The following is a 24,068-nucleotide window of genomic DNA, read 5'->3' on the forward strand; positions in this document are numbered from 1 at the left end:
TCTTTAATTTCTACCAGTCATAGAAATCTCCATTACAGCAGTCTGCCCATTGATATCCCACTCCTCGCCTATCACATGATCTGTAAACTCATATTGAGTAACCAATGTTTCTTCACAAATATATGAATGATATTGTGAAAATGCATCCTTTACTAATTGTGAAGTACTAATTTTTAAAGAAATACGGTCAGAAACATGAAGTTTCAAATTACGTCGCATTGTATTAACTTTATTTACAATTTCTCTGGCAATAGCTTCTATGACCAATTCATTGGAAAGTTGACAATCTAGTACTACAGTGAACAATGAAGAATTTCTAGCTACATATCCTTCCTGAGTTTGCCAAGAAATGATCACATCATCGAGGTTTAGAACAACTTTTTGACAGTCTAAAGAGATCGTATGAAATTTTTTCTCTAGAAACTCGTGAATCTCATTTTGGGACATTTCATTAAGAAGGGCCTGAACCTGCTTCATTTTAGAACCTACTTTTTTCCCTAAGGAACGAAAATTAGGCTTAATGATTGCAGTAACAAATTCTGGAGCTTCCTTGTAGAGAGTAACCTTCTTAATATTAAGTTCTTCGGATATCAACGACTCGAAATTCAAAATATCATCTAAACGATCTTTAGGCCCGATAATATAAAAATTCGCTAAAGGTTGACGTACCTTTAACTTATGCTCTTTCCTTAACGAGTGACCTAGAGCCACGATATCACGGACGTCACTCATGCGTGTCTCTAAATCCAGACATACCTTAGAGAGGTCAACAAGAGGAAAGTCACATAAATGTACAGACTCCTCCATATCATCCGTTCTAATCTGCTGATAAATATCCTCAGCAATGAATGGGATAAAAGGAGCTATTACCTTACAAAAAACTGTCAAAACTTCATATAAAGTGAAAAAAGCAGCCCTTCTATCAGGCGTATCTTTTGCTTCCCAGAAGCGTCTACGACAACGCCTAATATACCAATTAGTAAGATCGTCTATAAAAATAACAAACGGATTTACTGCAGTATTTAAATTATACACCTCCATGCTACTGCGAACTTTTCCAACCACAGTATAGAGATTAGAAAGAATCCAACGATCTATATCTGTATAGCAGCATTCTTCATAAGATATGCTTGGAGAAAAATTGTAAAGTTCGGCGTACGTTTTATAAAACGATAGAACGTTGGTCAACGGCAAAAGTACCTGCTTTAAAATAGCCTCGACACCTTTATCAGAAAAACGTAAATCTTCAGCCTTAACAACCACACTATTTAGAAGATACAAACGTAATGCATCTGCACCATAAGTACGCATAATACCCATAGGGCTTGGATAATTACTTAATCTCTTAGACATCTTATTGCCATCTTCTGCCAGGACAATGCCATTAACTATAGCATTCTTAAATGGGGGTTGATTGAATAATGCAGAAGATATGACGGTTAAAGTATAAAACCAACCACGAGTTTGATCGAGTCCCTCGGCAATAAAATCCGCTGGAAACGCTTTCTCTGTGTTCTCTTGGTTTTCAAAAGGATAATGATTTTGAGCATACGGCATGGCCCCAGAATCAAACCAGCAATCAAATACATAAGGAACACGACGGAAAATTTTTCCGTCCTTGATAATTTCTAACTCGTCGATAAAATGGCGATGCAAATCATTAATCCGCTCACCGGTTAGTTGCTCTAACTCTTGGATACTGCCAATAACTATAATTTCACCGTCAGAACTTTTCCAGATGGGAATCGGGGTTCCCCAATAGCGATTTCTGCTAATTGCCCAGTCCCGGGCTCCGTCAAGCCATTTACCAAATCTACCCTCTTTAATATGGTCAGGAACCCAATGAATCCTCCTATTTGCGTGAATCATACTGTTTTTGATTTTTTCAACAGACACAAACCAAGAATTGACTGCCTTATAGATTAAAGGCGCATCTGTTCTCCAACAAAAGGGATAACGGTGCATAATTGTGCCATGGTGAAACACTTTTCCTAAGTTTTTCAAGAATTTAATAATTAACTTGTCGCAATCTTTAATATATTGGCCATTATAATCGGGTACCTCTTCAGTAAAGCAGCCATGATTATCAACTGGGCATACTACAGGAACATTATGGTCCTTACATACAAAAAAGTCGGCCTCGCCGAAAGCAGGAGCCATGTGTACCACTCCCGTGCCTTCACTTTCTTCTACAAAAGCTCCTGGAAGCACTAAGAATGCGCCTTCTTCTCGCTTGGAACTAAAGTAATCAAAAAGAGGATAATAACTCCTTCCTAGTAACTCTTCTCCTAAAAAGGACTCCAAAATATCATAAGAATTAGCGTCTAAAAACCATCGAGATAAACATCCGCTTCCTAAAATATATTCTTCTCCAGAAAGCTTATCCCTAATACGTACGTAGGTAATTTCTGGATTAACAGCGACAGCCATATTGGATACCAAAGTCCATGGTGTCGTTGTCCATACCAAAAGAGAAGCATGATCATCACAAATCGCAAACTTGATAACTACCGAAGGATCGGAAACCTCCTTATAATTCTGCCCTGCTTCAAAGTTAGATAATGGTGTACCCAACTTAGTCGAAAAAGGAACAACTTTAGTCCCTTCGTACACCAACCCCCGATCATAAAGAGCACGGAATACCCACCAAACACTTTCCATAAAAGTGGTATCCATAGTTTTCCAAGTGGCGGAGAAATCTACCCAACGCCCTAAACGCCTGATATATTCTTGCCACTCGTTAACATAACGAGACACAATATTCCGACACTCTTCGTTAAAAGCTGCAATACCGAAGTTCTCAATAGCTCCCGGTTCTGTCAAATTTAAGGATTTCTCAACTTCATACTCAACAGGAACACCATGACAATCCCATCCAAATCTTCTAGGAACATAGTTACCATCCATTGTTGCGTATCGACCAACCACATCTTTAATAGTGCCAGCTAAAAGATGGCCATAATGAGGTAATCCTGTCGCAAATGGAGGGCCATCATAAAAAGAAAACAAAGGGCTCCCTTGACGATTAAGTAAAGTTTTCTGGAATATGTTCCTTTCTGCCCAAAAATTAAGAATCTTTTCCTCTCTCTGAGCAAGGTTTTCCTTGTTATCACAATCCTCTTTCATACACTGAACCGCTTCGTATTTAAGATAAAATCCAAAAGAACCTAAGAATACCGTAATTTTACAACGGAAGAAGACCTTTCACAAAAGGCACTATCTAGCGACGCTCAATACTAATATACAACAAGAAATACATACAAGGTTAGGATACATAGGACATATAGATACTATCCTAGCATCCTAAAATCTTTACCTTAGCTATGGCCTAACTACCAATATATCCATCAAAATAATCAAGGATATTTTTTTAAAATATTATCAGGACATTCTGGCTATTGCATAAAAGCAAAGAAAGATCTAGAATGTCCCCCTTGGGGGTGTATAGGTTTCGACTTGGAAATGAAGTGTTAATTGCATGCGGAGGACGTTGGCTGGCCTCCTAAAAAGCCGACAAAACAATAAATGCCGAACCTAAGGCTGAATGCGAAATTATCAGCTTTGCTGACCTCACTGAGGAAAGAATTGCTGCTTAATGAGCAAAAGTTGTTGCCTAAATTTTAGGTAGCCCGGCGCCCATGGATTCCACCAGAGATCTGTGGTGCGCTGTCATCGATCTGGTTGGAATTTGTTTCCTCTAATTCTCAAGGAAATTTGTTCGAGACTTTTGAGAGTCGTTGACTACTATAGACGTTCTTAGCTGAGGTAGTTCAATGTACTATTTACTAAGGACTAAGCATGTAGATATTTGCAGGGAGTTTGCTAAGGACGAGAGTTCGAGTCTCTCCACCTCCAATCTTTTAACCCAAAAAATTTCCCACGTTTTTGCGTAGAGGGCCTATAACCCTCCTCTCCGCTTGCAGTAGGTTCACCTCGGTTATTTCGATAAGCTTTTTCTAGCGAGAGCTGTTTAAACAATAAGACCACAATATTAATAAGATAGCCTGCGCACGACTGGTTCTCAATCCTCGAATCTGAGGACATTTCAAATAACTCTTACTGTTTTGTAACAAATCTCTGATAATCTTCACCCCGGTTTATCTAAAGAGCTTCGGCATCCTTTAAATTTTGCCTTTCAGGAATACAGCGAGGCTCTATCTTATCCGCATTACTCACAATAATACCTAAACTTATCTGAACACAAACTCAAGTTTACAAAAGCATAGGATTACAGACATCTGATGAACACGAGTAAACGCGAATCAAGTTATTCTCATTCAACCTTTTATGCAGAGGGCATACCTAAACGATTTGATAAATGAGCAAACATAGAATTATTTCAACACTCTAATTGTTTCATTAAATTGATGACAATATTTAATAAAACTAAAACACAATAAAGTTAAACAAATAGAATAGATATTTTTTAAATTTGAAACAAAAACAATCTTAATTGTGAATGAGCTATGTGGAAGAAATTCGAACTTATGATAAACTATCCGGAGGTTAATATCCTTGTCTCTAGAGCAGTTAGATTATGAGCATTACATCTTTATCTTTTCTATTAGTAAACCATCAACATGATGGCCAAGGTTTCCCCTGTTCTAAAGCCGATCATTCATGTGTTGTAATCAATCCTTTGTATCGTTCTTGTACTGAAATATTTCTAAGCTTTATCCCCATTGCGAGTGCTTTCACGGGTGTTTGGGCTCTATCGGCCATTTCAAAACTAGAGCATTCATTTTTAATTATTGCGGGGAACCTTAGTCCTGTATGCCCTTTAAATCCTTGTTTAGATATTAGTAGAGCTCTTCCAAAAATTAAAACAGATGCCATTTTGGAGATACTTGGTATTAAGGCGCTATATTATCTATTGAGACTAATAATCAGGATCGCTCAGTCCCTATTCTGTTTTTTAAAAAGACAAGAGAATGAAAAATACTATTCCTCACCAATCGTCCATCAGCCCAAGGTTAACACAAATAATATCAACTGTAATCTTACCTATGCCAACCCCTTGCCTGACTCCTTTACCAGCTTAATCGATCTCAACTCTTAAATGAAATATCGTATCAGAGTTTAGAGAATCGTTGCAGCTGCAGCTGCGAGTTCAGAACGTTCAGTACGCTTCATAAATACATGACCATACAATGCAAGGTGATGGAATTTTCCAACTAAATAAGTGAGACCATTGGAATTTTCATCAAAATAAAGACTATCAATTTGTGTAGGATCTCCAGTCAAAACTATTTTAGTCCCTTTACCAGCTCGAGAAATGATTGTTTTAATTTCGTGAGGAGTTAAATTCTGAGCCTCATCAATAATCATAAACACATTAGGTAAAGATCTGCCACGGATATAGGTAAGAGCTTCCATTTCCAATTTTTTAGCATCAAGCAAAGACTGCAGGGCGTCGGAGAAATCTCCCATACCATTAACGCTAAATAGAAACTCTAAATTATCATGAATTGGTTGCATCCAATGTAAAAGCTTTTCTTCCTTAACTCCCGGTAAAAATCCAATGTCCTTACCCATAGGAACGATAGGACGACTTACCAATAATTTATTATAATCTCCTCTATCGAACACCTGGTACATAGCAGAAGCCAAAGCTAAAATAGTTTTTCCTGAGCCAGCCTGTCCCATGAGTGATACCAGCTTAACATCATCTCTAAGCAACAAATCTAAAGCACATTTTTGTTCTATGTTTAAAGGTTTTACCCCCCAAATTTTATCTGGGAGAGCTTTAAGAGGTATCACTTTCTTTTCTTTCATGTGATAACGTCCTAGCGCGAAATGGCTATCTCCTGCTTTTAGAAAGAAATACTCATTTGGAGCAGGCGTAATTTCTAAAGGTAGTTTTAAATGACCATTCGTATAAAAATACTCTATATCAGCCTCTGCGACATTGATTTCGCGATACCCTTTATATAAAGATCGAAATGAAAAACGCTTATTTTCATAATCTCTCGCTTCGATTCCCAAAGCTTCTGCTCTTACTCTACGTCCTAAACTTTTAGTAACAAAAATCATGGGTTCGCGTTGCGCTATCACTTGTAATAATTCTAAAGTCAAAAGCTTCCTATTTTTTTCGTCTCCGGATAAGTTAGCAATTGAAGATACTTCTATTCGCAATTCGCTACCATTAGGAAGAGCAATACCCTCAACAACATGAGTTTTCGAACCTTCTATCAATAATCGGATATTACTTAACGCTCTAGAAGCGTTTTTAGCTGATTCATCTCGAAATTTTGCAAAAGTTTCTAGCTCTTCAATCACAGTGAATGGAATGATAATTCGTGTGTTTTCAAATGAAGACAATGCTTCAGGATCATATATAAATACACTTGTATCAACAACCATTGTCTTCTTCATGCTATTGCTCTGCCTCCTTGGCATATGAGTTACTGTCTCTAAAAATATTTTTTCTTTATCTATCTATTTTGGGATCATAACTTTGGCGTTTTCATAACTTTCTCTAAAGCGCATTTGATCTCGGGAAAACCCATAAGATTAGATGACATCTTTTATGATTTTTGAAAATACGAATGAGTGAGAATTTAGCAAGAATCAAAGAAATATGTTATGTGAACTAAGAAAGATTTTCTTCCATAATGCATTTGTAAACAGGTGCTAAAACTTAAAAAAAAATAAGAATTTAAAATTTTAGATAACAAAAAAAGATGCCATACTCTTACGCTGACAAAGAGGGTCTCTGCCTTTAAGAAAGTAGTTAAGCGATTTCAACTTCTATATTTGGTTGTATTTTACAGAATATGTGGTATTACTAACTTCTTTTATATAGTGATTTTTTGTATAGTCAGCATGCTTGATCCCTTAATTAAAAAATCGTATCTTGTGTCATTACAAATAGTTCCTTATCGAAGGGAAAGGTATTAAAGTATTAGTTAAAAATCGAAAGCTATAGAGACTCTGAACAGGGTCTCGAAAAATAACTCAGCATGCATGTTCTTCGAAATAGGACGATGTTTTTATGGAGCCATAGATAACTTCTACATTTTGCAGGTTTATCTATGGCATTGAATCAGGTCTTTGATCTTGAAAGTGCTAATTGGACTGAGATTGATGTCGGAATTCTGGAGGTTGTATTATGAAAGTAAAAATTAATGATCAATTAATTTGTATTCCTCCCTTTATCTCAGCACGTTGGAATCAGATAGCTTTTATCGAATCGGAAGAGGAAGAAACCAAAGGATTAGCTACTCTAAAGCTTCATTTAGTTAGTGGGAAAACTACAGTTATTCCTAACTTAGATCAATCAATCATTGATATAGCTTTCCACGAACACTTACGACACCTTGAGACTTCTCAAACACTCAAAGACGACATGCCTCGTGATGATGATAAGGTAGGTACGTTAGTAAATATTATCCAACAGATATCTAAAAATGCTGATATAACACTATTTTCTCCCAAGCATTTAGCTTCTCCTTTGTTTTCTGGAAGCAATCCCATCGAAATGATTTTACAACATGCACCCGAACATAAAGATCATCCCGATGCTCCCGCAGATGTATTAGAGAAAATGGCAGCAATCATACGTACCTTAACAGGGAATAACCCAATACTTCTTCCGAAACCCGAGCCGCATTGTAATTGCATTCATTGTCAAATTGGTAAAGTAATACTGGAAGAAGAAAATATGACGGTGACTGATCAAGATCTCTCCTTTCGTACATGGGACATTGTTCAAACAGGAGACAAATTATATGTAGTATCTAATCCTTTAGATCCTCAAGAACAGTTCAGTGTATATCTAGGTTCGCCTATAGGTTGCACGTGTGGTGAGATGCACTGTGAGCATGTTAAAGCAGTCCTGTATACTTAAGGAAAATACTTATGACCTGGTATTAAGGTTATCTCTTAAGAGCAAATTGAGACTGTTTCAAATCCCATATCACTTTATTTCTCATTCTTGGAAATGGAAAATTTCTTGAATTAACTTATGCTCTTATTTTAAGAGAATTGACTTTTTCACTTACGTTAATATAATCCTCTTTTCTAGGGTTGTCTCCCTTAGAGGATTGCTGGGCATTTGTGTGACAGTTATTCTAATGTCAATATATTGTAGGAGTAAGGCATGCGAACCTTATCGATTTTTGTGCTTTTGTTTGCTTTAGGAATGGGAGTGAGCTCGTCTTTTGTACATGCTGCTGATACACTTCCTGGGAAATCATCTGTCCACCAGACGGACAATGCCTTTTCTCCTTTCACAGGCGAGATCAAAGGAAATAGAGTTCGCTTACGTTTGGCCCCGCATACCGATAGCTCTGTGATCAAAGAGCTTTCTAAAGGAGATTACGTGGCCGTCTTGGGAGAAAATAAAGATTATTACATTGTCTCTGCTCCTGAAGGCATCAAAGGATATATCTTTCGCACTTTCGTCTTAGACAATGTGATAGAGGGTGAACAAGTGAATGTTCGTCTAGAACCTTCAACTTCTGCCCCAGTCTTGGTGCGATTGTCTCGGGGAACCAAAGTACAACCCACAGATGCTTCCTTACAAGGTAAGTGGCTAGAGATCCACTTACCTAAAGAGTGCGTGTTTTACGTTGCTAAATCTTTCGTATCCTCTAAAGGTCCGATAGATTTGTATAAACGCTGGGAAGGGCAAAAAAAAATTGCTGTAGACCTCTTAAATTCTGCAGTACAGTTTGCACAAGTGGAGTTGAAAAAAGATTTAGAAAGTATCGATCTGGAATCTATCTACAAAAAGATTAATCAGGTACAAACCGACGAGTTCCGTGACGTTCCTGGTCTACAGTCTTTAATCCAAAAAGCCCTAGAAGACATCCAAGATGCCTATCTTACTAAATCTCTAGCAAAAGACAAGGCAACTACGACAACGGTTGAAGTGAATTCTACTGTCGATTCCTCTTCTCTCCCTGCTAAAGGTTCCCTACTTTCGAAACATATACGAAAACAAGCTGTTATCAAATCTTCCCCTATGGTCCAAGGAAGACAAGCTATCGAGTATTCTCTTTTTAAAATATGGGCTAGCATGCAACCAGAGGAATATGCTCATACTTTGACACAAGAGGCTTTCTATCAAGAAGAACAGAAAAAAAAGCAGCTTTTGGTTGGAGAACTCGAAATATATCCTCACGTTGTTAAAAACAACCCTGGGGACTTCCTCCTAAAAAATAAAGAAAACACCGTTGCCTTTGTTTATGCGACCCAAATCGATTTAGAAAAATGGGTAGGGAAACGTGTTTCGGTAGAATGCTTGCCACGGCCAAATAATCATTTCGCGTTCCCAGCTTATTATGTTTGTAGCATCAAAGAATCCGCATCGTAAACACTGCTCTAAACTACTTTATATGTCGCAATAGCAAACAAAACAAGGGACTAAGATGTCCCTTGTTTGTTAGTCATTATTAGTAAATGGATGGAAAATCCGTTTTTCCTCGAAATACTCGATATACATAAATGCTGTATCCAATAATCAAAGGTAACCCTAAAATTACGATTACAAATAGAGTTTGCAAAGTTTTATTACTCGCTGCCGCGTTTGTAAGGGTATAGCTATATTGTTGATCAATCGTTGAAAGCAAAATATTGGGGAATACTAAGACTATCGAGGAAACAATCAACAGTAATAAACTACACGATGAACATAGAAAAGCAAGTAAGAAGCGTTGCTTTTTTACAGCAAGTTTTATAAGTAAGCAATCCCCCAATGTGAGAATCATTAACGCAAAAAGAACAGGATACGCCGGCAAACCAGAGAAATTACCTAAAGCAAAGCAGGAACCATATACTTGGGGAATCATAGTCACAGTGGCGACGACTAAGGAGAGATAGATTATACAAAATGCTGCCAATACTTTAGAAAAGCATTTAGCTAACCTGGCATGCAAATCTCCAGAAATTTTCAACATCATGAAAGTACTTCCATGCAACGAAAAAGCACTAATTACAAGTGCTCCGCATAAAGCGGCATAGGGACGAGAAAATAATTCCCAAGACAACGATGCATAAGGAGTTTCAGGAGATAAAGGCAAACCTAAAATCATGTTACCGACTAAAGACCCTAAGAAAAATCCTATAGCCATTCCAGATATAGCGAATGCAGCATCCCAAAAATTACGCCATTTTTTAGATTCAACTTTACTACGAAATTCTAACGCACAGCCTCTACAAATATATAGGAAAACTAAACACCATATAGGCATATAAAAGATAGATAGCAAAGCTCCATATGCTGATGGAAACCCAGCAAATAACCCTCCAAAAATAATGATAAGCCAAACTTCATTCCCATCCCAAATAGGTCCTATGGAATTTAAAAATAAGCGACGATCCTTATCGCTTTTTGCGATATAATAAATCGAACTTAGTCCCAGATCAAATCCATCACCTAGAGAATAAGCAAATACGGAAACGCCCAAAATAGCATACCAAATTACTGACCAAACTAAAGAAACATCCATAAGCTATCCTAATTATTTTTTTTCCATCTCCAAAAGATCGTTCTCATCTGGGCCTCTTTGAATTTTCTTACAAATGAGGAAGAGAAACAAACTCAGCAAACATATAAACACCACGGAAAACATTGCTAAAGATTGAATAATCTGCCTACTATGGACGATGGGAGATACCGCATCTTTGGTTTTTAATAATCCATATACTACCCAAGGCTGTCTTCCTAATTCCGCAGCACACCAACCAACTTCATTACATAGGGTAGGAATAAAAACTGAACAGGAAAGAATAAAAAGAACTATAGAACTTCTCGCCCATCGTTGCCCTTTATAAGCAAGCCAGGTAACTAGAGATAGTAAGACCATGCATCCCCATAAAGCAACCATAAGATGATAAAGCTGAAAAACTACGGGAACATTCGGCCACTCCTCTTTGGAAAATTGATCTAAGCCGATTACGGGAGTTTGTGTGTTTCGATGAATCAAAAATGAAAGAGCTCCAGGAATAGGTAAACCAACTACACGCTCCTTTTTCATATCAACATAGCCGAACAAATATATTGGAGTACGTTCTTCTGTTTTGAAAATACCTTCAAAAGCAGCCATTTTAGCTGGCTGATTTTTTGCTACTCCACGTGCTGATACATCTGCAGACCAGAGTTGTAAAATTAAAACTATTATCCCAATAACAGATCCTAATTTTAATCCTTGATGAGCAAAATCATAATGACGCTTTTTTCTTAAATAGAAAGCACTAACACTAATTACTAGAAATACTCCCGACAACCATGTTCCTAAAACTACATGGATATAACGATCTATACTTGAAGAAGAGAATACAACCTTCCAAAAAGAAGTCATAGCTGGCATTAGTTGCCCATTATGCATAACCATTTCATAACCTGAAGGTGTCTGCATCCAGGAGTTAGCACATACTATCCAAAAAGCACTCATATGCGCTCCCAAAGCAACCATACATGTAGAAAAGAAATGCATTTTTTTGGAAACTTTATGACGTCCAAATAAAAGAACACCTAGAAATCCTGACTCCAAGAAAAAAGCGAAAACACCTTCACTCCCTAGTAAAGAACCAAAAATATTTCCCGTATATTCTGAAAAGCGCGACCAATTAGAACCAAAAGAAAAAATCTGCATAATTCCTGTTACAACACCTATCACAAATGTTAGGGAAAATATGCCCACCCAAAACCATGTCATTTGTTTATACACGGATTTTTTAGTGATAAGATACATTCCTTCCATAAAAACTAACATCATACTCAGTCCCATGCTCAGAGGAACAAAAAGATAATGAAAGGCTATGAATAAACCAAACTGTGTTCTAGATAGAATTGTTGCATCCATATGTGCATCCCTGATAGAGATTCAATAATAAAGGTTATTACATCGGATTGTTAATAACAAAAATGAAGATTTCTTTACCCACCTTCTGTATTCTCGCGCCGAATCAAAGTTTCATAGTAACTTGATAGCATGATGAGAACAAGCTCCCTACACCCTGCTCTCAAACAATGCTAATGTTCTTTTAAATCTTTTAAGCTTCTTGATTTTTTCTCCACAATAAAGTTTATAGTTTTTTGCTGCTTCCACATCTGCAGATGCTCATTCTTTGCTCTACCGTACAGAGATAACAAAGCATATAAAGAAACTAAAAGAACAATGAAAATAAATGCTTAAAGACGATTATTTGTATTTCTTGTTTCAAAATTTATAAAATGCTTTGCTCTTAACCTTTTTCTCAGTATGCTAGGGCAATACACCATCTTCGTTTAGCAAACAGCTCAATTCAGGCGTACCGTTGTTGGGTTTCGCTAGATAAACTACTAATTTTATGCCCGTAGACATCACCTTTTATACAACCCCTATATTAGAAATTATGCTCATTTGGGTGGTGTTGAACTATCTTCTTAAGTTTTTCTGGGGAACGCGAGCCATGGACGTCGTTTTTGGTTTGCTGGCTTTCCTTTTTCTATTTGTTCTAGCAGACAAGTTGCATTTTCCTATTATCCGTCGTTTAATGCTTCATGTTGTTAATGTTGCGGCGATTGTGGTTTTTATTATTTTTCAGCCCGAAATACGCTTAGCATTATCTCGCATCAGATTTCATGGAAAAAAATTCGTGATAGATCTGCAAGATCAATTCGTAGATCATCTGTCCTCCTGTATTTATCAAATGTCTGAAAGGCAAGTAGGAGCATTAGTGGTGATTGAAAATAAAGACCCTTTTGAAGAGTTTCTAAGTTTTTCTTCCGTCAAAATTAATGCTAATTTTTCTGAAGAGCTTCTTGAAACTATATTTGAACCAACCTCTCCTTTACATGATGGTGCTGTTATTCTTAGAGGAGAAACTATTGCTTATGCACGTGTTGTCTTGCCTCTTGCTCATGATACGACACAGTTGTCGCGTTCTATGGGAACTCGCCATCGTGCAGCATTGGGAGCGAGTCAAAGAACAGATGCTTTGATTATCATTGTGTCTGAAGAAAATGGACAAGTTTCGTTATCTCGGGATGGGATATTAACTCGAGGAGTGAAGATAGACAGGTTCAAAGCTGTCCTTAGAAGTATTCTTTTATCAAAAGAGCAGAAACGCAAACCCTTTACGTCTTGGATTTGGAAGAAATGATGAATTTTTTTTCTCGATTTATCATGAGAAACTGGCTAAGAAAAGTCGTATCTCTAGGATTTGCGATTATCATTTGGCTTCTTGTTGGCCAAAGTGTGACGATTACAAGAACTTTAAACAACATACCCGTACGTATTGTTGATCTGGACCCCGAGCAAACGGTATTAGGCTTGCAAAGTAATGGTCTACTAGACAAAAAGGCAACTATCACTATTACTGGCAACAAAAATACTGTGGAAAACCTACGGCCGACCAATCTAGAAATCGTCATTAGTGCTGAAGGACATACGGAAAGTTGGATCGCCACCATTGATAAGTATGATTTGGTAAGTCTCGACGAAGATATCAACTTGCGTAGAGATATACAAACAGTATCTGCTGACAATATCTTTATACGTCTCACCCAGTATGTTACAGAGGACGTGATCATAACTATTACTTCTCCAGTAGGCAGTCCGCCTAAGGGATATGAATACTTAGATGTCTGGCCTAAATATCTCATACAAAAAGTAAGCGGTCCAAAAGAATATATTAATGCCTTGAAAGAACAGGGTTTGGAATTAACTTTTAATCTTAATAAGGTTTCTTTTGAAGAATTAGAAAGAAACCGTATTGCTCAGGGGAACCATGATGAGATCATCTTCCCCGTACCTCAAGATTGGAAAAAAGTTTTAATTCCATTTGGTGATACTAATACCTATGTAAACTTGAACGACCCTCAAGCTGATTTTCTACGTCTCTTGTTCTTAAAAAGAGAATTCATTCCTTTGAATCTTAATCTCCCTGTTTTACTATTTTTCCCTATTAAAAATAGCAAAACTATCAACCCACAATTATATACTCTAGAGCCATCCCCACCTCTCATTCTTAATCGTGGAATTTATCAAATAGATGTTCCGTTATATGCTAAGGACGTTAGCAAATTGTTTCTTGATGTTGTAAAAAACAATATCGCTCTAACAATAGTTATGTCTCCACCTCATAAAAATAACACTATCAATTGGGCGATAGAGTTCATTGATGAAAAAACATTAGAGAATAGATTCGTAGAAGCCATTATGGCTCAAGAACATGGTATACTTCATGATTTTGCTTTAATTGATGAGACAAGCATTCGACATCGCTTCAGAGAATACTTAAGAAAACTCTCTCTATTTTTAAAAGACGGATCTCCTTTAGATCTATCTGCTGAAATTTCCGGGAACAAGGTATTTATTATTTTTGAAGACAAAAAAGAAAAAGTGGCATCTAAACCCAACTAGCCTCCTATCCTTGTGATCTCTGTCATAAAACAAGCATTTTTTTTGATTTTTTTGTCTTTTTTATAGACAATTCTCTTTTTGTGGTTTTGCTTAGTTATTTATGTGTTTGGTTGATTGCCTGAGTACGTCTTTTGAGTTTATTTTGGATACCACGTGTCCTTGTGCTAGCATGTCCCCTAAAAAGCACATGCTAACGCTAGTTTCCGCTTTGGCCTTATCCATTCTTGCAATAGTAGGGATGGTCACACTTGCTTTCATTTGTTCGGGACATTTGGTCCTTTCTGGCTATGTACTCGGTATACACAAATATGTTTTTACCCCATTACTTTTGGGAGCAGCTTTAATAGCCCTGTCTTTATCAGTAAGTTGTTTTAGAACAAGCAGTCGTTTTTCTATGTAGTCTTTGCGTAGTTTGAGTTGCCAACATTGTTCTCCAATTAGTAAGGGTGGTATACACGGTCTCCGGTTTTTCCCGATTATTATAAAAGTGACGTTAGTGTGATGTTTCTAGATGGCGTAACCTATGTTCTAAGCTCTTTATTCATAAGCATATGTAAAAGAGTTCCTTATTCTTTTCTAAAATTCCTAGGCCATTTCTTTGGTTTATGTATTTTTTATCTTGTTCCGAAATACCGAAAAACTGCTCTTACCAATTTAGCACTAGCTTTCCCTAATAAATCCTACAAGGAGCGGTATAGCATTGCAAGACAGTCCGTTCAACATACCGTAATTACGATACTAGAACTATTAGCAGTCGAGTCATTAACACCTCATCTTGATGATCTAATTACTATTGATACTGCTGAAAAATCACCACAAGGTTTTTCACAAGATGAATTAATGACTCAGGAAGAATTACTTACTACCTTTACACAATTAGATAATAAAGAGGGACTAATTCTATTTTGTGGACATCAAGCAAATTGGGAACTTCCCTTCCTCTTTATTACAAGAAATTATCCTGGTTTAGCTTTTGCAAAACCTATAAACAACATCAAGCTTAATAGGAAAATTATTAAGCTGAGAGAAAGTTTTAAAGGAAGGATTGTGTCTCCTAAAGGAGGCGTTCGTCATGCTCTCCGAGCATTAAACGAGGGTTGGATAATTGGAATCGTTGGAGATCAATCTTTATTAACTTCGTCTTATACCTATCCTTTATTCGGCTCTGATGCATTTACCACAACTTCTCCTGGTCTATTGGCATACAAAACCGGGAAACCAGTGGTATCTGTTTCAATATCCCGCCATAACAAGGGCTATAAAATTGCTCTTAGCAACAAATTTTATGCAGACCGTTCATTACCAATTAAAGAGGCGTCCTCTAAATTGATGGATAACGTAATGCATTTCTTAGAAAAAGGCATTGCTGCACAGCCCGAACAATGGATGTGGATGCACAAACGTTGGAAACGGAAGTTGGTAAATAAATTCAAAAAACGTTACGCGTACAGTCATATACTTGTACTAGTGAAGGAGACAAACTTGTCTTCCCTAGAAACTTTCTTACAAGATCTTTCTGTATTTTACTCCGGAGCAACTCTCGATCTTGCGGTACAAACCTTACAAACTAGCTATAGTCTACCTGAAGCTTATTCTAATTATAATCTTAAAGTGTTCTCTAATCTGAACGAGCTCTACGACATGCCAAATAGTTATCCAGCTGTTTTTGATCTCATAAATCTTCCAAGGTCACTAAGAAAACACTATAAAAAAACAGGTTCTGTCGCTCTGTTTACTCAAAAAACACTAGAAAAAAAGTGTTTGACTGACAAACCCCTTATTTCCTCTCTTAAAAGTTTTTCTAGGCAACACACTAAAATAAATACAGAGAATTGTAATTGAAGAACATATAGCAATCAGCAAAACCACTACAGTAATAAGTTTTCTTATCCTAAACCTCAAAACTTGCTGATTACCATATGCTTTTAAAAAGAATTAACCTTCGAATTATTAGAAAGTTAAATGCCTTTAGTTGTTAATTTTATATAAGCCTTTCATTTTCTGTAGGCGTACAAGAAGTCGCAGTATTCTCAATAACCATAGAAATGTTGTCTAGGGTAAGTCCCGAAGCTTTTAACCAAGGCATACTCATGTTTGCAACTAACTGATTCCTTAAGCTTCGTTTTGCTATATCTTTCATCTCACGATATCTATTTATAGCTTTCCTCCCTTCCGTTTGAGCAAGTCTAGCAAAAAGAGCTGTTGAAGTTACAGCCGTTACAGGAGTCATATTATTTCTATCTACTTTTCTCTCTAGAGACACTCTATTCTCATCCACTTTTTTAATTACCTCTTTGATTTCAGGCAATTTATAAATTTCCGCACCCTTATCACAAACAATAGACATACCCCTATAAGCTAATATAATAGAAATCAAAGACATTAAATCATCAGAAGTTAACCATATACTATCTTCAGAACGAACAGCTATGGACAAAACTCTAGCTAATTCTACCATAATCTCTCCTGCTAATACGGAGCCCAATTGACGGTGCACCGTATCAATAGTATTTGTCACATAAAGAGTGGATAATGACTGTGATAATCTTCCAGAATCAAAAGAATTGGAGGACGAAAGAAAACCTAGAGAATCCCAGGAACAAACTACACTGATTTTCGATGCAAGTTCCTCGTCATTAATCGTAATATAACGATTACCTATTCCTTCAATCACACCCTCTTTCAGGATAGGTTTAGAAAGAACTAGAGCATAGTTATTTGCAGCCTGCCCCCACATATCTTGAGTTTCTTTTTTCATAATTCTATTGAATTTACTTGAAGATAACTTACACTCTGATCTAAGATCCTCGAAACTAGGAAGATCGACACGTTTTCCTGCTAACAATGCAATGGTATCCACTCCTAGATTTTTCAGAGCTACCATTACTACTGCAGCGCTATACTTTTCTTCGAGTTTTCTAATTTCCTCTTCTCGAATTCCGGAGCTATTAGTATTCAATCTAAATAAAGCAGAAAATAGCCCACAGAGTAAGGATCCAAATCCTCCACAACCACCTTCCCCTTCAGCACAACCACATCCCGTACATCCACAATTTCCTGAGCAAGACGCTTCGGCATTATCATAACAGAACTGTGCTGCTCTTCTTGTAGTTTCACTCGTCAATACACTAGTAACTAAGGAAACTATAGATGATGCTGCCATAAGATTAGCCTCTCCATCATGATGAGTAGTTTGATATAGATTGCTAAGTGCATCTAAAAATAGAGTCAGGTTCTCAGGAATAGGTAAACCAAAACATCCGCTTAGAATTCCAGTAAATTCACGAAGCATTACTGTAGTTAAAGCGCCACCCTCTTTTTCGAAAAAATTAAATAATGTTTGTAACTCATGTGATTGTGCGTATGTAGAACTAGACTTTACGAGTTGACAAAATTCGACAATATTATTCATAGAAGTAAAATCGCCTTCCTTAACTAGATCAAGCAAGCGACTATAATCAGCCCGTGACATACCTCCAGAGATACTATCCAAGCATTCTTTGACTTTGCCTCCTGTTAAACTACCATCTTCAATGTCTTTCTTCAAAAGATCTATAAAAAATCTAAATACTTGTGTACGTATGTTATGTGATTTGACTTCTAATTCATGAGGAGTAGAAGTTTCTAAATCTTCTTCTTGCACAGAAAGAGAAATATCATCTAAACATTCCATACTTGCTCTAGGCCGTATAGTAATTAGAGATGATCTTGCTAGTAAAACGGACTCACTAGAAACACTATTTTTAAGATACGCTCCGGTGTTATTCCTCATAACAACTGGAGGTTCATTTAGCGCATCTAAGGTTCCTTCTTCGTCTTCGTCAATATAAGGAAAATCTGATAAATCCGAAATGCACATAGATAGATTGTCCAGAACGGAATCCAATGCAAATAGTGCTGCTGAAGTTGTATCTGATGCTACGCTACTCACTTCTGTACAATCAGAATTTTCAGAAATAGCAAGACTAGCTTGTCTAGCATGCGTAGACCTGTTTTCTAAGTTTTTAGATAAATCGTCTTCTCTTAGCCAAACTCTAGAAGTAAGATTAGAAGAACTAAACCCTTGTGTGTTCCCTAATTCTCTAGATCTTAAAATTTCGCGTGCACTACAGAATGCACTACTATTATTGATAGAAGATGTCATAATCTTCTCCTAATTTTATTATTATACTGTTAATTCACGGATCACATTGAAGGGAATTGTTGCCGAAGGTGTTCTAGCCTTAGCGGCGGACATGTTAGGCTGCTTATTTTAAAATGTAAAGTAAAAATTTTATTTTGCATGAGATATAAATCATGCAATGATGCTCATATATATGCCTCAAGAACTCTCATATATTCTTTAGAGGAGTTCTCACGAAATTTGTGAATAATATCAAAAATCTGATAACCTCCTTTTTTATCAAGTGTCCAGAAAAAGAAGGAAAGGTTCGCAAATGCTAAAAATCGATCTAACAGGAAAAATAGCTTTTGTAGCAGGTATTGGTGATGACCAAGGTTATGGATGGGGCATTGCGAAAATGCTAGCAGAAGCTGGTGCTACCATTATTGTTGGAACTTGGGTACCTATATACAAGATTTTCTCTCAATCTTGGGGACTAGGAAAATTTGATGAATCTAGAAAACTATCCAACGGCGAGTTATTACAAATCGCTAAAATTTATCCTATGGACGCGAGTTTCGATAAACCCGAAGATATCCCTCAGGATATTTTAGAAAATAAACGCTATAAAGGGGTCTCTCAATATACCATTTCTGAAGTGGCAAATGCTGTAGCTAAAGATTTTGGAAAAATAGATATTCTTGTCCACTCATTAGCAAATAGTCCTGAAATTTCTAAACCCCTATTGGATACTTCGCGTAAAGGATATCTATCTGCTTTAAGTGCATCTAGCTACTCTTTCGTGAGCTTGCTCGCTCATTTCGGCCCCATTATGAATCCAGGCGGCAGCACTATCTCTCTTACTTACTTAGCATCGCTACGTGCTGTCCCAGGCTATGGTGGAGGAATGAGTGCAGCGAAAGCTGCTCTAGAAAGTGATACCAAAATGTTATCATGGGAAGCTGGTCGCCGATGGGGAATTAGAGTAAATACAATTTCTGCTGGTCCATTAGCTAGCAGAGCTGGGAAAGCCATTGGATTTATCGAAAGAATGGTAGAATACTATCTCGATTGGTCGCCGATTCAAAAACCTATGAACGCCGAACAAGTAGGAGCAGCAGCAGCATTCTTAGTTTCTCCTTTAGCTGAGGCAATTACAGGAGAAACTCTTTATGTAGACCATGGAGCCAACGTTATGGGTGTTGGCCCTGAAGTATTGCCTAAGAATCTGTAATCTCAGAGTAACGGGTTAATCCGGCTTCCCAAGCAGAGATAATACCTAACTTCTTTGCTGGGGGAGCCAAGAAATCTGCTAAGCCATGCATTGCCTCTGGCGCAGAGTTCATGACAATCTTGAAATCAGCACTTTTTATTAAATCAATATCGTTAGCATCGTCTCCTGAAGCCATAACAAATGGCCTCTGTCCTTCGTAGACTAAGTCAACGACTCTATCTACGGCACTCCCCTTTGATACTGATTTATCAGTCATAAATAAGATTCTATAATCTTCATCAAATGGCCACCGCATTAACGTAGCAGAAACATGCCTCATAATAGCAGCCGAAGACGTGAACCGATCAGCAATCTTTTCTACTTCTTCTTTCTTCCCGAAAATTTTAACAGCAGCGAACGTAGCATAAGGATAATCATTAACTAAACTATGCGTTTCCCTAAGACGTTTTTTTTCCCGAGAATTTGGGAAATACACAGGATCAAGCAGAAAACGTAGTTCATCATCACTACGCCCTAAAAATGCTCGATAATAGTGATCGTCATATTGTGCTCCAGATTCTATTGCAACAGCAACACGAGCGTCCTCTGTATATTGTGCCAATAAATGCAAAAATTCATGCGGGATGCTTCGTGAATAAAGAAAAGTTTTTTTCTCAGAAGACCAAACACATGCTCCATTTTGGCAGCCTAATAAATAAGGAATAGCAAACTTTTCGAATAAGCTATGTGCATAAGCAAAATATCTTCCAGTTAAGAAAAATAAATTCCATCCTGTATCATGTAAGCGATGCAGGGCATCCACTACCTGAGAGTCCAAATGATGTGGCAGATGAGTAATTGTCCCGTCAATATCTGTAACTAATAATTTATTCATTATTCCCTATCTCAAACCATAAAAATCTATGCACGCTTCAATTTCTTGGGAAAGCGGTGCTCTTACATCCCATTCCTTAAAGCACTAATAAAAATTCTTGCGACAAAAGTATGCTGTTCAAAGATACGTTTCTATAAGAAAACGAACACTCACTCAAAGAAATATCCAAATAGCAAATCATTCAAACAAAATTATAATTCGAAAATCTTATTAACTTACCAAAGCAAAACACAAGAAATGACAATTTGTACTTGGAAATCATAAGATATTCCCATATATATCATAGACTAAAAACCATTCCCAAATAAAAGTGTGTGATTATAGTAAGTTAAATTGATCGTACTTAGGGATAGGGATACATAAGGTTGGTAAACATGCTGCACTCACTTTTCTTTTATCTAATTTCTTTCTCTGATGAGTTGCCTTTCACTGACACTGTGAATGATTCTCTGAATGTCCCCAGCATGTTTCCTGAAAATATGAAGGTAGAAATTATCAAAATGATTTGTTCCCTTGTCTTCCTTTTAGCTTTTTTTGCTTTGGGAGCTTGGGGATTTAGAAAATTTTTAAAATCTAAAGGACAGACTTTTGGTAATGGATCCACTATTAAAATCCTTGAGAGACGGTCTTTAACCCCTAAAACCACTATTTATTTAATTCGTGTAATTAATAAGATCCTTATCATCGCTGAAACAGCCGAACAAGTGACCTTACTGTCCGAGTTCCCGCCGAATACTGATATTAATGAATTACTTCAAAATAACGACATAAAATCATCGGCTTCTTCTTCCGATCTTCTTAGCAAGGCAATACAAAAGTTTCACAGAAACAAGGACTTAGTCAATAAATATGCTGAAAGATAATGTAGATATACTTTGATCTACTAAGAACATTTTGGAGTAATCATAAATGACAACCTGGAACCTAGACGAAAATAATCTATCTAAATTCCTAAATGAATCGGGTTTTTCCCCTTCCGTAGAAAGAGAAAGTGGTTTAGCCTATATCAACATTCAAGCAAATGACTGTGATTTACCTTTATTTTTCGTAATACGCAATAAGGGTGATGTTTTACAAATGATTTGCTACCTACCCTACCAACTTCAAGATAATCAGAAAGGTTCTACGGCACGTTTACTACATCTACTAAACCGAGATATTGATATTCCAGGTTTTGGTATGGACGAGGAACAGGGTTTGATATTTTATAGGTTAGTAATCCCTTGTTTGAATAAGGAAATAAACGGGAATTTGATTCGTGTCTATATTGATACCATTACTCTAGTTTGCGATAGTTTTGCCCATGCTATCGGTTTGATTTCTTCTGGAGCTATGAATTTGGACGAGTTGAAACAACAAGCACAGAAAGAGCATAAAGATCAGTAGGTAATGGAGCCTGTTTGAATGTCCGTATTAATTTTTTATGACACAGAAACTACTGGAACACAAATTGAGAGAGACCGAGTCGTCGAAATTGCTGCCTATAATAGTATTACTCAAGAGTCTTTCGTTACTTATGTTAACCCAGAAATTCCCATTCCTGAAGACGCCTCAAAAATTCACGGAATTACAACAGAAATGGTAACATCAGCTCCGAAATTTTCTGAGATGTATGAAAAATTTATATCCTTCTGTGGTCCTGATAGCATATTAGTTGCTCATAATAACGATAATTTTGACTATCCCTTACTGCAAAAGGAATGCCGTCGTCATTCTCTACCCCCTTTGGATTTGCCCTCTATTGATTCTTTAAAATGGGCCCAGAAATATCGTCCTGACTTGCCTAAACATAACCTACAATACCTACGACAAGTATATGGTTTTGAAGATAACCAAGCTCATAGGGCTTTGGATGACGTTATCACCTTGCATAGAGTTTTTTCAGCGCTTACAGGAGATCTCCAACCTCAGCAAATTATTGAACTGATGTCTGCACGTTGTCACCCTAAGGTATTTAAAATGCCGTTTGGTAAGTATCGTGGTAAACCGATCACTGAAGTTCCTGCTTCCTATATCTCCTGGTTAGAGCAACAAGGAGCTTTAGATAAGCCTGAAAACAAAGATGTTAAAGCAGCTATTGACTCGTTAAAGCAACCTACATGACCGTATCTTTTGCATTTTCTCCCTGTCCTAATGATATCTTTTTATTCCGTGCATTCCTAGATGGTTTCAGCAATGAGACTAATGACAATTTAACAATTGCCGATATATCCATTCTCAACCAACTAGCACTAAATCATAGCCATTCTATAGTGAAAATATCTGCAGCTCTTTTTCCTCGTGTTTCCAATAACTATGGCCTTATGTCTGTCGGCAATATCTTAGGTCATGGTATAGGTCCTTTGGTTTTGTCCTGGAAAGGCAACAGTATCCTGACATCAATAGCAACTCCTGGGGATACGACTACAGCCCATGCGTTATGCAGATTATTCTATCCTGAAGCTCATTTAGTTCCCATGCCATATCATAAGGTAATTTCGGCAGTTTTAAATAAGCTAGTAGATGGTTGTGTGGTTATCCACGAAGAACGTTTTTCTTATGATTCTAGACTATGTATACACAATGATCTTGGTAAATTATGGGAACGGAAAACAGGGCTACCTGTTCCCTTGGGATGTTTAGTGTATTCAAAATCCCTATCAGCACATCTCGTCAGTAATTTAGAACTAGATATTAAACAATCATTAGATCGCTCTTTAAAGGACATTGACATTTCTATAAAAGTAGCTGCCAAATATGCTAGGAACAAACACTCTGATACTATTCAGAAATTTATTGACACTTATGTCAATGAGGAAACGTTATGTCTTTCTGAATTAGGAAAAAAATCTTTCAATACTCTGTGGAACTACATTGATGCCTCCTTCTCTATGTAAATTATTAATTATCATTGCAGACCCCATAGAAGCTAGATCTTTAATTCCTGCATTGGGCTTTCGACAAATAAGCCAGTTCTTGTACTCATGTTACGATCCTGTTTTACAAGTGACTATAGATCTGTTAATTTTATATGAATGGGGCGGACGGAGTCTCATCGAAAAGTTAGGTCATTTACAAGATCCCTATGATTATGACTTATGGATAAACCTTGGATTTGCTGGAGCATGTTCTGACAAAATTCCTTTGAATTGCTGTTACAGTATTTTTTCTGTTACTAGATTATCAAACGAGCCTGGTCATCTCACTTGTGATCCACCGCTTCCGATTCCATCTGTACCGTCTTTGCCTCAAGCAAAGCTATCCTCTTCGGAAACACCCTACAGATATGGATTACATGACTCTTTAGAACTCGTAGATATGGAGGGCTATATAGTTGCGACAGTATGTCGACACCATAATCAACGATGCGTAATGATTAAGGTAACTTCAGATTATACCACTCCTAATGGAGTCAGCTATCTCAAAGAAAATATGGAAAAACTTGCGCATACTCTAACGGAAGCTTTCGTAGCATCCCTGCCTGAGATTATTTGCCTAGCTATCAACGACGTATCTGTATAGATA

General features: G+C 37.1%; 19 protein-coding genes and 1 other RNA gene. 14 read left to right on the forward strand and 6 right to left on the reverse strand.

The window, feature by feature from the left end; all coding sequences use genetic code 11:
• Positions 1-3: 3 nt before the first annotated feature.
• On the reverse strand, positions 4-3,126 hold the full coding sequence (gene ileS, locus H359_RS03310; RefSeq protein ID WP_020370263.1) for an isoleucine--tRNA ligase: 3,123 nt from the start codon (positions 3,124-3,126) through the stop codon (positions 4-6).
• Positions 3,127-3,436: 310 nt separating this feature from the next.
• Between ileS and ssrA the strand changes: the two genes are divergently transcribed.
• Positions 3,437-3,856, forward strand: a transfer-messenger RNA (tmRNA) gene (gene ssrA / locus H359_RS05095).
• A gap of 681 nt (positions 3,857-4,537) precedes the next feature.
• Positions 4,538-5,059, forward strand: a complete 522-nt coding sequence (locus tag H359_RS03320) for a hypothetical protein (protein ID WP_020370264.1) — start codon at positions 4,538-4,540, stop codon at positions 5,057-5,059.
• A gap of 20 nt (positions 5,060-5,079) precedes the next feature.
• Here H359_RS03320 and H359_RS03325 read toward each other — a convergent pair whose 3' ends face one another.
• A complete protein-coding gene (locus H359_RS03325) occupies positions 5,080-6,375 on the reverse strand; it encodes a PhoH family protein (RefSeq protein WP_020370265.1) in 1,296 nt (431 codons plus the stop codon).
• Positions 6,376-7,111: 736 nt separating this feature from the next.
• Between H359_RS03325 and H359_RS03330 the strand changes: the two genes are divergently transcribed.
• Together H359_RS03330 and H359_RS03335 are read left to right on the forward strand one after the other, a co-directional pair.
• Entirely contained in the window at positions 7,112-7,849 is a 738-nt protein-coding gene (locus tag H359_RS03330) for a hypothetical protein (protein WP_020370266.1), read from the forward strand.
• Between the two features lie 252 nt (positions 7,850-8,101).
• Positions 8,102-9,319 (forward strand): SH3 domain-containing protein, encoded by a 1,218-nt coding sequence (locus H359_RS03335; protein ID WP_020370267.1) that lies wholly within the window; start codon positions 8,102-8,104, stop codon positions 9,317-9,319.
• 79 nt (positions 9,320-9,398) lie between these two features.
• Here the strand turns inward: H359_RS03335 and cydB are convergent, their stop codons facing one another.
• Together cydB and H359_RS03345 are read right to left on the reverse strand one after the other, a co-directional pair.
• The gene (gene cydB, locus H359_RS03340) at positions 9,399-10,454 is read right to left on the reverse strand and encodes a cytochrome d ubiquinol oxidase subunit II (RefSeq protein WP_020370268.1); all 1,056 of its coding nucleotides are present in this window, start codon (positions 10,452-10,454) and stop codon (positions 9,399-9,401) included.
• Positions 10,455-10,466: 12 nt separating this feature from the next.
• Positions 10,467-11,810: a cytochrome ubiquinol oxidase subunit I gene (locus tag H359_RS03345; protein WP_020370269.1), complete on the reverse strand. Its 1,344-nt coding sequence runs from the start codon at positions 11,808-11,810 to the stop codon at positions 10,467-10,469.
• A 487-nt stretch (positions 11,811-12,297) separates the two neighbouring features.
• On the opposite strand from H359_RS03345, the gene cdaA reads away from it, so the two are divergent.
• From cdaA to H359_RS03365, 4 genes are all read left to right on the forward strand, one after another.
• Positions 12,298-13,092: a diadenylate cyclase CdaA gene (gene cdaA / locus H359_RS03350; protein WP_020370270.1), complete on the forward strand. Its 795-nt coding sequence runs from the start codon at positions 12,298-12,300 to the stop codon at positions 13,090-13,092.
• A complete protein-coding gene (locus tag H359_RS03355; RefSeq protein WP_202897954.1) occupies positions 13,089-14,354 on the forward strand; it encodes a CdaR family protein in 1,266 nt (421 codons plus the stop codon). The genes cdaA and H359_RS03355 overlap by 4 nt, the downstream gene beginning before the upstream one ends.
• A 100-nt stretch (positions 14,355-14,454) precedes the next feature.
• A complete protein-coding gene (locus H359_RS03360; protein WP_035392077.1) occupies positions 14,455-14,754 on the forward strand; it encodes a hypothetical protein in 300 nt (99 codons plus the stop codon).
• Positions 14,755-14,855: 101 nt separating this feature from the next.
• Positions 14,856-16,196, forward strand: a complete 1,341-nt coding sequence (locus tag H359_RS03365; RefSeq protein ID WP_020370275.1) for an LpxL/LpxP family acyltransferase — start codon at positions 14,856-14,858, stop codon at positions 16,194-16,196.
• Positions 16,197-16,335: 139 nt separating this feature from the next.
• Here H359_RS03365 and H359_RS03370 read toward each other — a convergent pair whose 3' ends face one another.
• Positions 16,336-18,498 (reverse strand): hypothetical protein, encoded by a 2,163-nt coding sequence (locus tag H359_RS03370; protein WP_020370276.1) that lies wholly within the window; start codon positions 18,496-18,498, stop codon positions 16,336-16,338.
• Between the two features lie 292 nt (positions 18,499-18,790).
• On the opposite strand from H359_RS03370, the gene H359_RS03375 reads away from it, so the two are divergent.
• A complete protein-coding gene (locus H359_RS03375; RefSeq protein ID WP_020370277.1) occupies positions 18,791-19,690 on the forward strand; it encodes an enoyl-[acyl-carrier-protein] reductase in 900 nt (299 codons plus the stop codon).
• Here H359_RS03375 and H359_RS03380 read toward each other — a convergent pair.
• On the reverse strand, positions 19,677-20,564 hold the full coding sequence (locus tag H359_RS03380) for an HAD-IIB family hydrolase (protein ID WP_020370278.1): 888 nt from the start codon (positions 20,562-20,564) through the stop codon (positions 19,677-19,679). The two genes, H359_RS03375 and H359_RS03380, sit on opposite strands and share 14 nt — an antisense overlap.
• 374 nt (positions 20,565-20,938) lie before the next feature.
• On the opposite strand from H359_RS03380, the gene H359_RS03385 reads away from it, so the two are divergent.
• From H359_RS03385 to H359_RS03405, 5 genes are read left to right on the forward strand one after another with little or no spacing between them, the layout of a single operon-like run.
• Positions 20,939-21,427 (forward strand): FliO/MopB family protein, encoded by a 489-nt coding sequence (locus H359_RS03385; protein WP_020370279.1) that lies wholly within the window; start codon positions 20,939-20,941, stop codon positions 21,425-21,427.
• A 46-nt stretch (positions 21,428-21,473) separates the two neighbouring features.
• Complete coding sequence (locus H359_RS03390; RefSeq protein ID WP_020370280.1) at positions 21,474-21,950, forward strand: YbjN domain-containing protein; 477 nt, start codon at positions 21,474-21,476, stop codon at positions 21,948-21,950.
• An 18-nt stretch (positions 21,951-21,968) separates the two neighbouring features.
• Positions 21,969-22,667 carry a putative quorum-sensing-regulated virulence factor gene (locus H359_RS03395; protein WP_020370281.1) on the forward strand — a complete coding sequence of 233 codons (699 nt, stop codon included), beginning with the start codon at positions 21,969-21,971 and terminating at the stop codon, positions 22,665-22,667.
• Entirely contained in the window at positions 22,664-23,440 is a 777-nt protein-coding gene (locus tag H359_RS03400) for an MqnA/MqnD/SBP family protein (protein WP_020370282.1), read from the forward strand. Before H359_RS03395 ends, H359_RS03400 begins: the two co-directional genes overlap by 4 nt.
• Complete coding sequence (locus H359_RS03405; protein WP_020370283.1) at positions 23,421-24,065, forward strand: phosphorylase family protein; 645 nt, start codon at positions 23,421-23,423, stop codon at positions 24,063-24,065. Before H359_RS03400 ends, H359_RS03405 begins: the two co-directional genes overlap by 20 nt.
• Positions 24,066-24,068: the final 3 nt, after the last annotated feature.

This window comes from Chlamydia ibidis 10-1398/6, from assembly GCF_000454725.1.
Classification (GTDB): domain Bacteria; phylum Chlamydiota; class Chlamydiia; order Chlamydiales; family Chlamydiaceae; genus Chlamydia; species Chlamydia ibidis.

Coding starts and splice junctions, on each gene's coding strand:
- ileS (WP_020370263.1), bottom strand. CDS start 3,126: ATGAAAGAGGATTGTGATAACAAGGAAAACCTTGCTCAGAGAGAGGAA.
- H359_RS03320 (WP_020370264.1), top strand. CDS start 4,538: ATGAGCATTACATCTTTATCTTTTCTATTAGTAAACCATCAACATGAT.
- H359_RS03325 (WP_020370265.1), bottom strand. CDS start 6,375: ATGAAGAAGACAATGGTTGTTGATACAAGTGTATTTATATATGATCCT.
- H359_RS03330 (WP_020370266.1), top strand. CDS start 7,112: ATGAAAGTAAAAATTAATGATCAATTAATTTGTATTCCTCCCTTTATC.
- H359_RS03335 (WP_020370267.1), top strand. CDS start 8,102: ATGCGAACCTTATCGATTTTTGTGCTTTTGTTTGCTTTAGGAATGGGA.
- cydB (WP_020370268.1), bottom strand. CDS start 10,454: ATGGATGTTTCTTTAGTTTGGTCAGTAATTTGGTATGCTATTTTGGGC.
- H359_RS03345 (WP_020370269.1), bottom strand. CDS start 11,810: ATGGATGCAACAATTCTATCTAGAACACAGTTTGGTTTATTCATAGCC.
- cdaA (WP_020370270.1), top strand. CDS start 12,298: ATGCCCGTAGACATCACCTTTTATACAACCCCTATATTAGAAATTATG.
- H359_RS03355 (WP_202897954.1), top strand. CDS start 13,089: ATGATGAATTTTTTTTCTCGATTTATCATGAGAAACTGGCTAAGAAAA.
- H359_RS03360 (WP_035392077.1), top strand. CDS start 14,455: ATGTGTTTGGTTGATTGCCTGAGTACGTCTTTTGAGTTTATTTTGGAT.
- H359_RS03365 (WP_020370275.1), top strand. CDS start 14,856: ATGTTTCTAGATGGCGTAACCTATGTTCTAAGCTCTTTATTCATAAGC.
- H359_RS03370 (WP_020370276.1), bottom strand. CDS start 18,498: ATGACATCTTCTATCAATAATAGTAGTGCATTCTGTAGTGCACGCGAA.
- H359_RS03375 (WP_020370277.1), top strand. CDS start 18,791: ATGCTAAAAATCGATCTAACAGGAAAAATAGCTTTTGTAGCAGGTATT.
- H359_RS03380 (WP_020370278.1), bottom strand. CDS start 20,564: ATGAATAAATTATTAGTTACAGATATTGACGGGACAATTACTCATCTG.
- H359_RS03385 (WP_020370279.1), top strand. CDS start 20,939: ATGCTGCACTCACTTTTCTTTTATCTAATTTCTTTCTCTGATGAGTTG.
- H359_RS03390 (WP_020370280.1), top strand. CDS start 21,474: ATGACAACCTGGAACCTAGACGAAAATAATCTATCTAAATTCCTAAAT.
- H359_RS03395 (WP_020370281.1), top strand. CDS start 21,969: ATGTCCGTATTAATTTTTTATGACACAGAAACTACTGGAACACAAATT.
- H359_RS03400 (WP_020370282.1), top strand. CDS start 22,664: ATGACCGTATCTTTTGCATTTTCTCCCTGTCCTAATGATATCTTTTTA.
- H359_RS03405 (WP_020370283.1), top strand. CDS start 23,421: ATGCCTCCTTCTCTATGTAAATTATTAATTATCATTGCAGACCCCATA.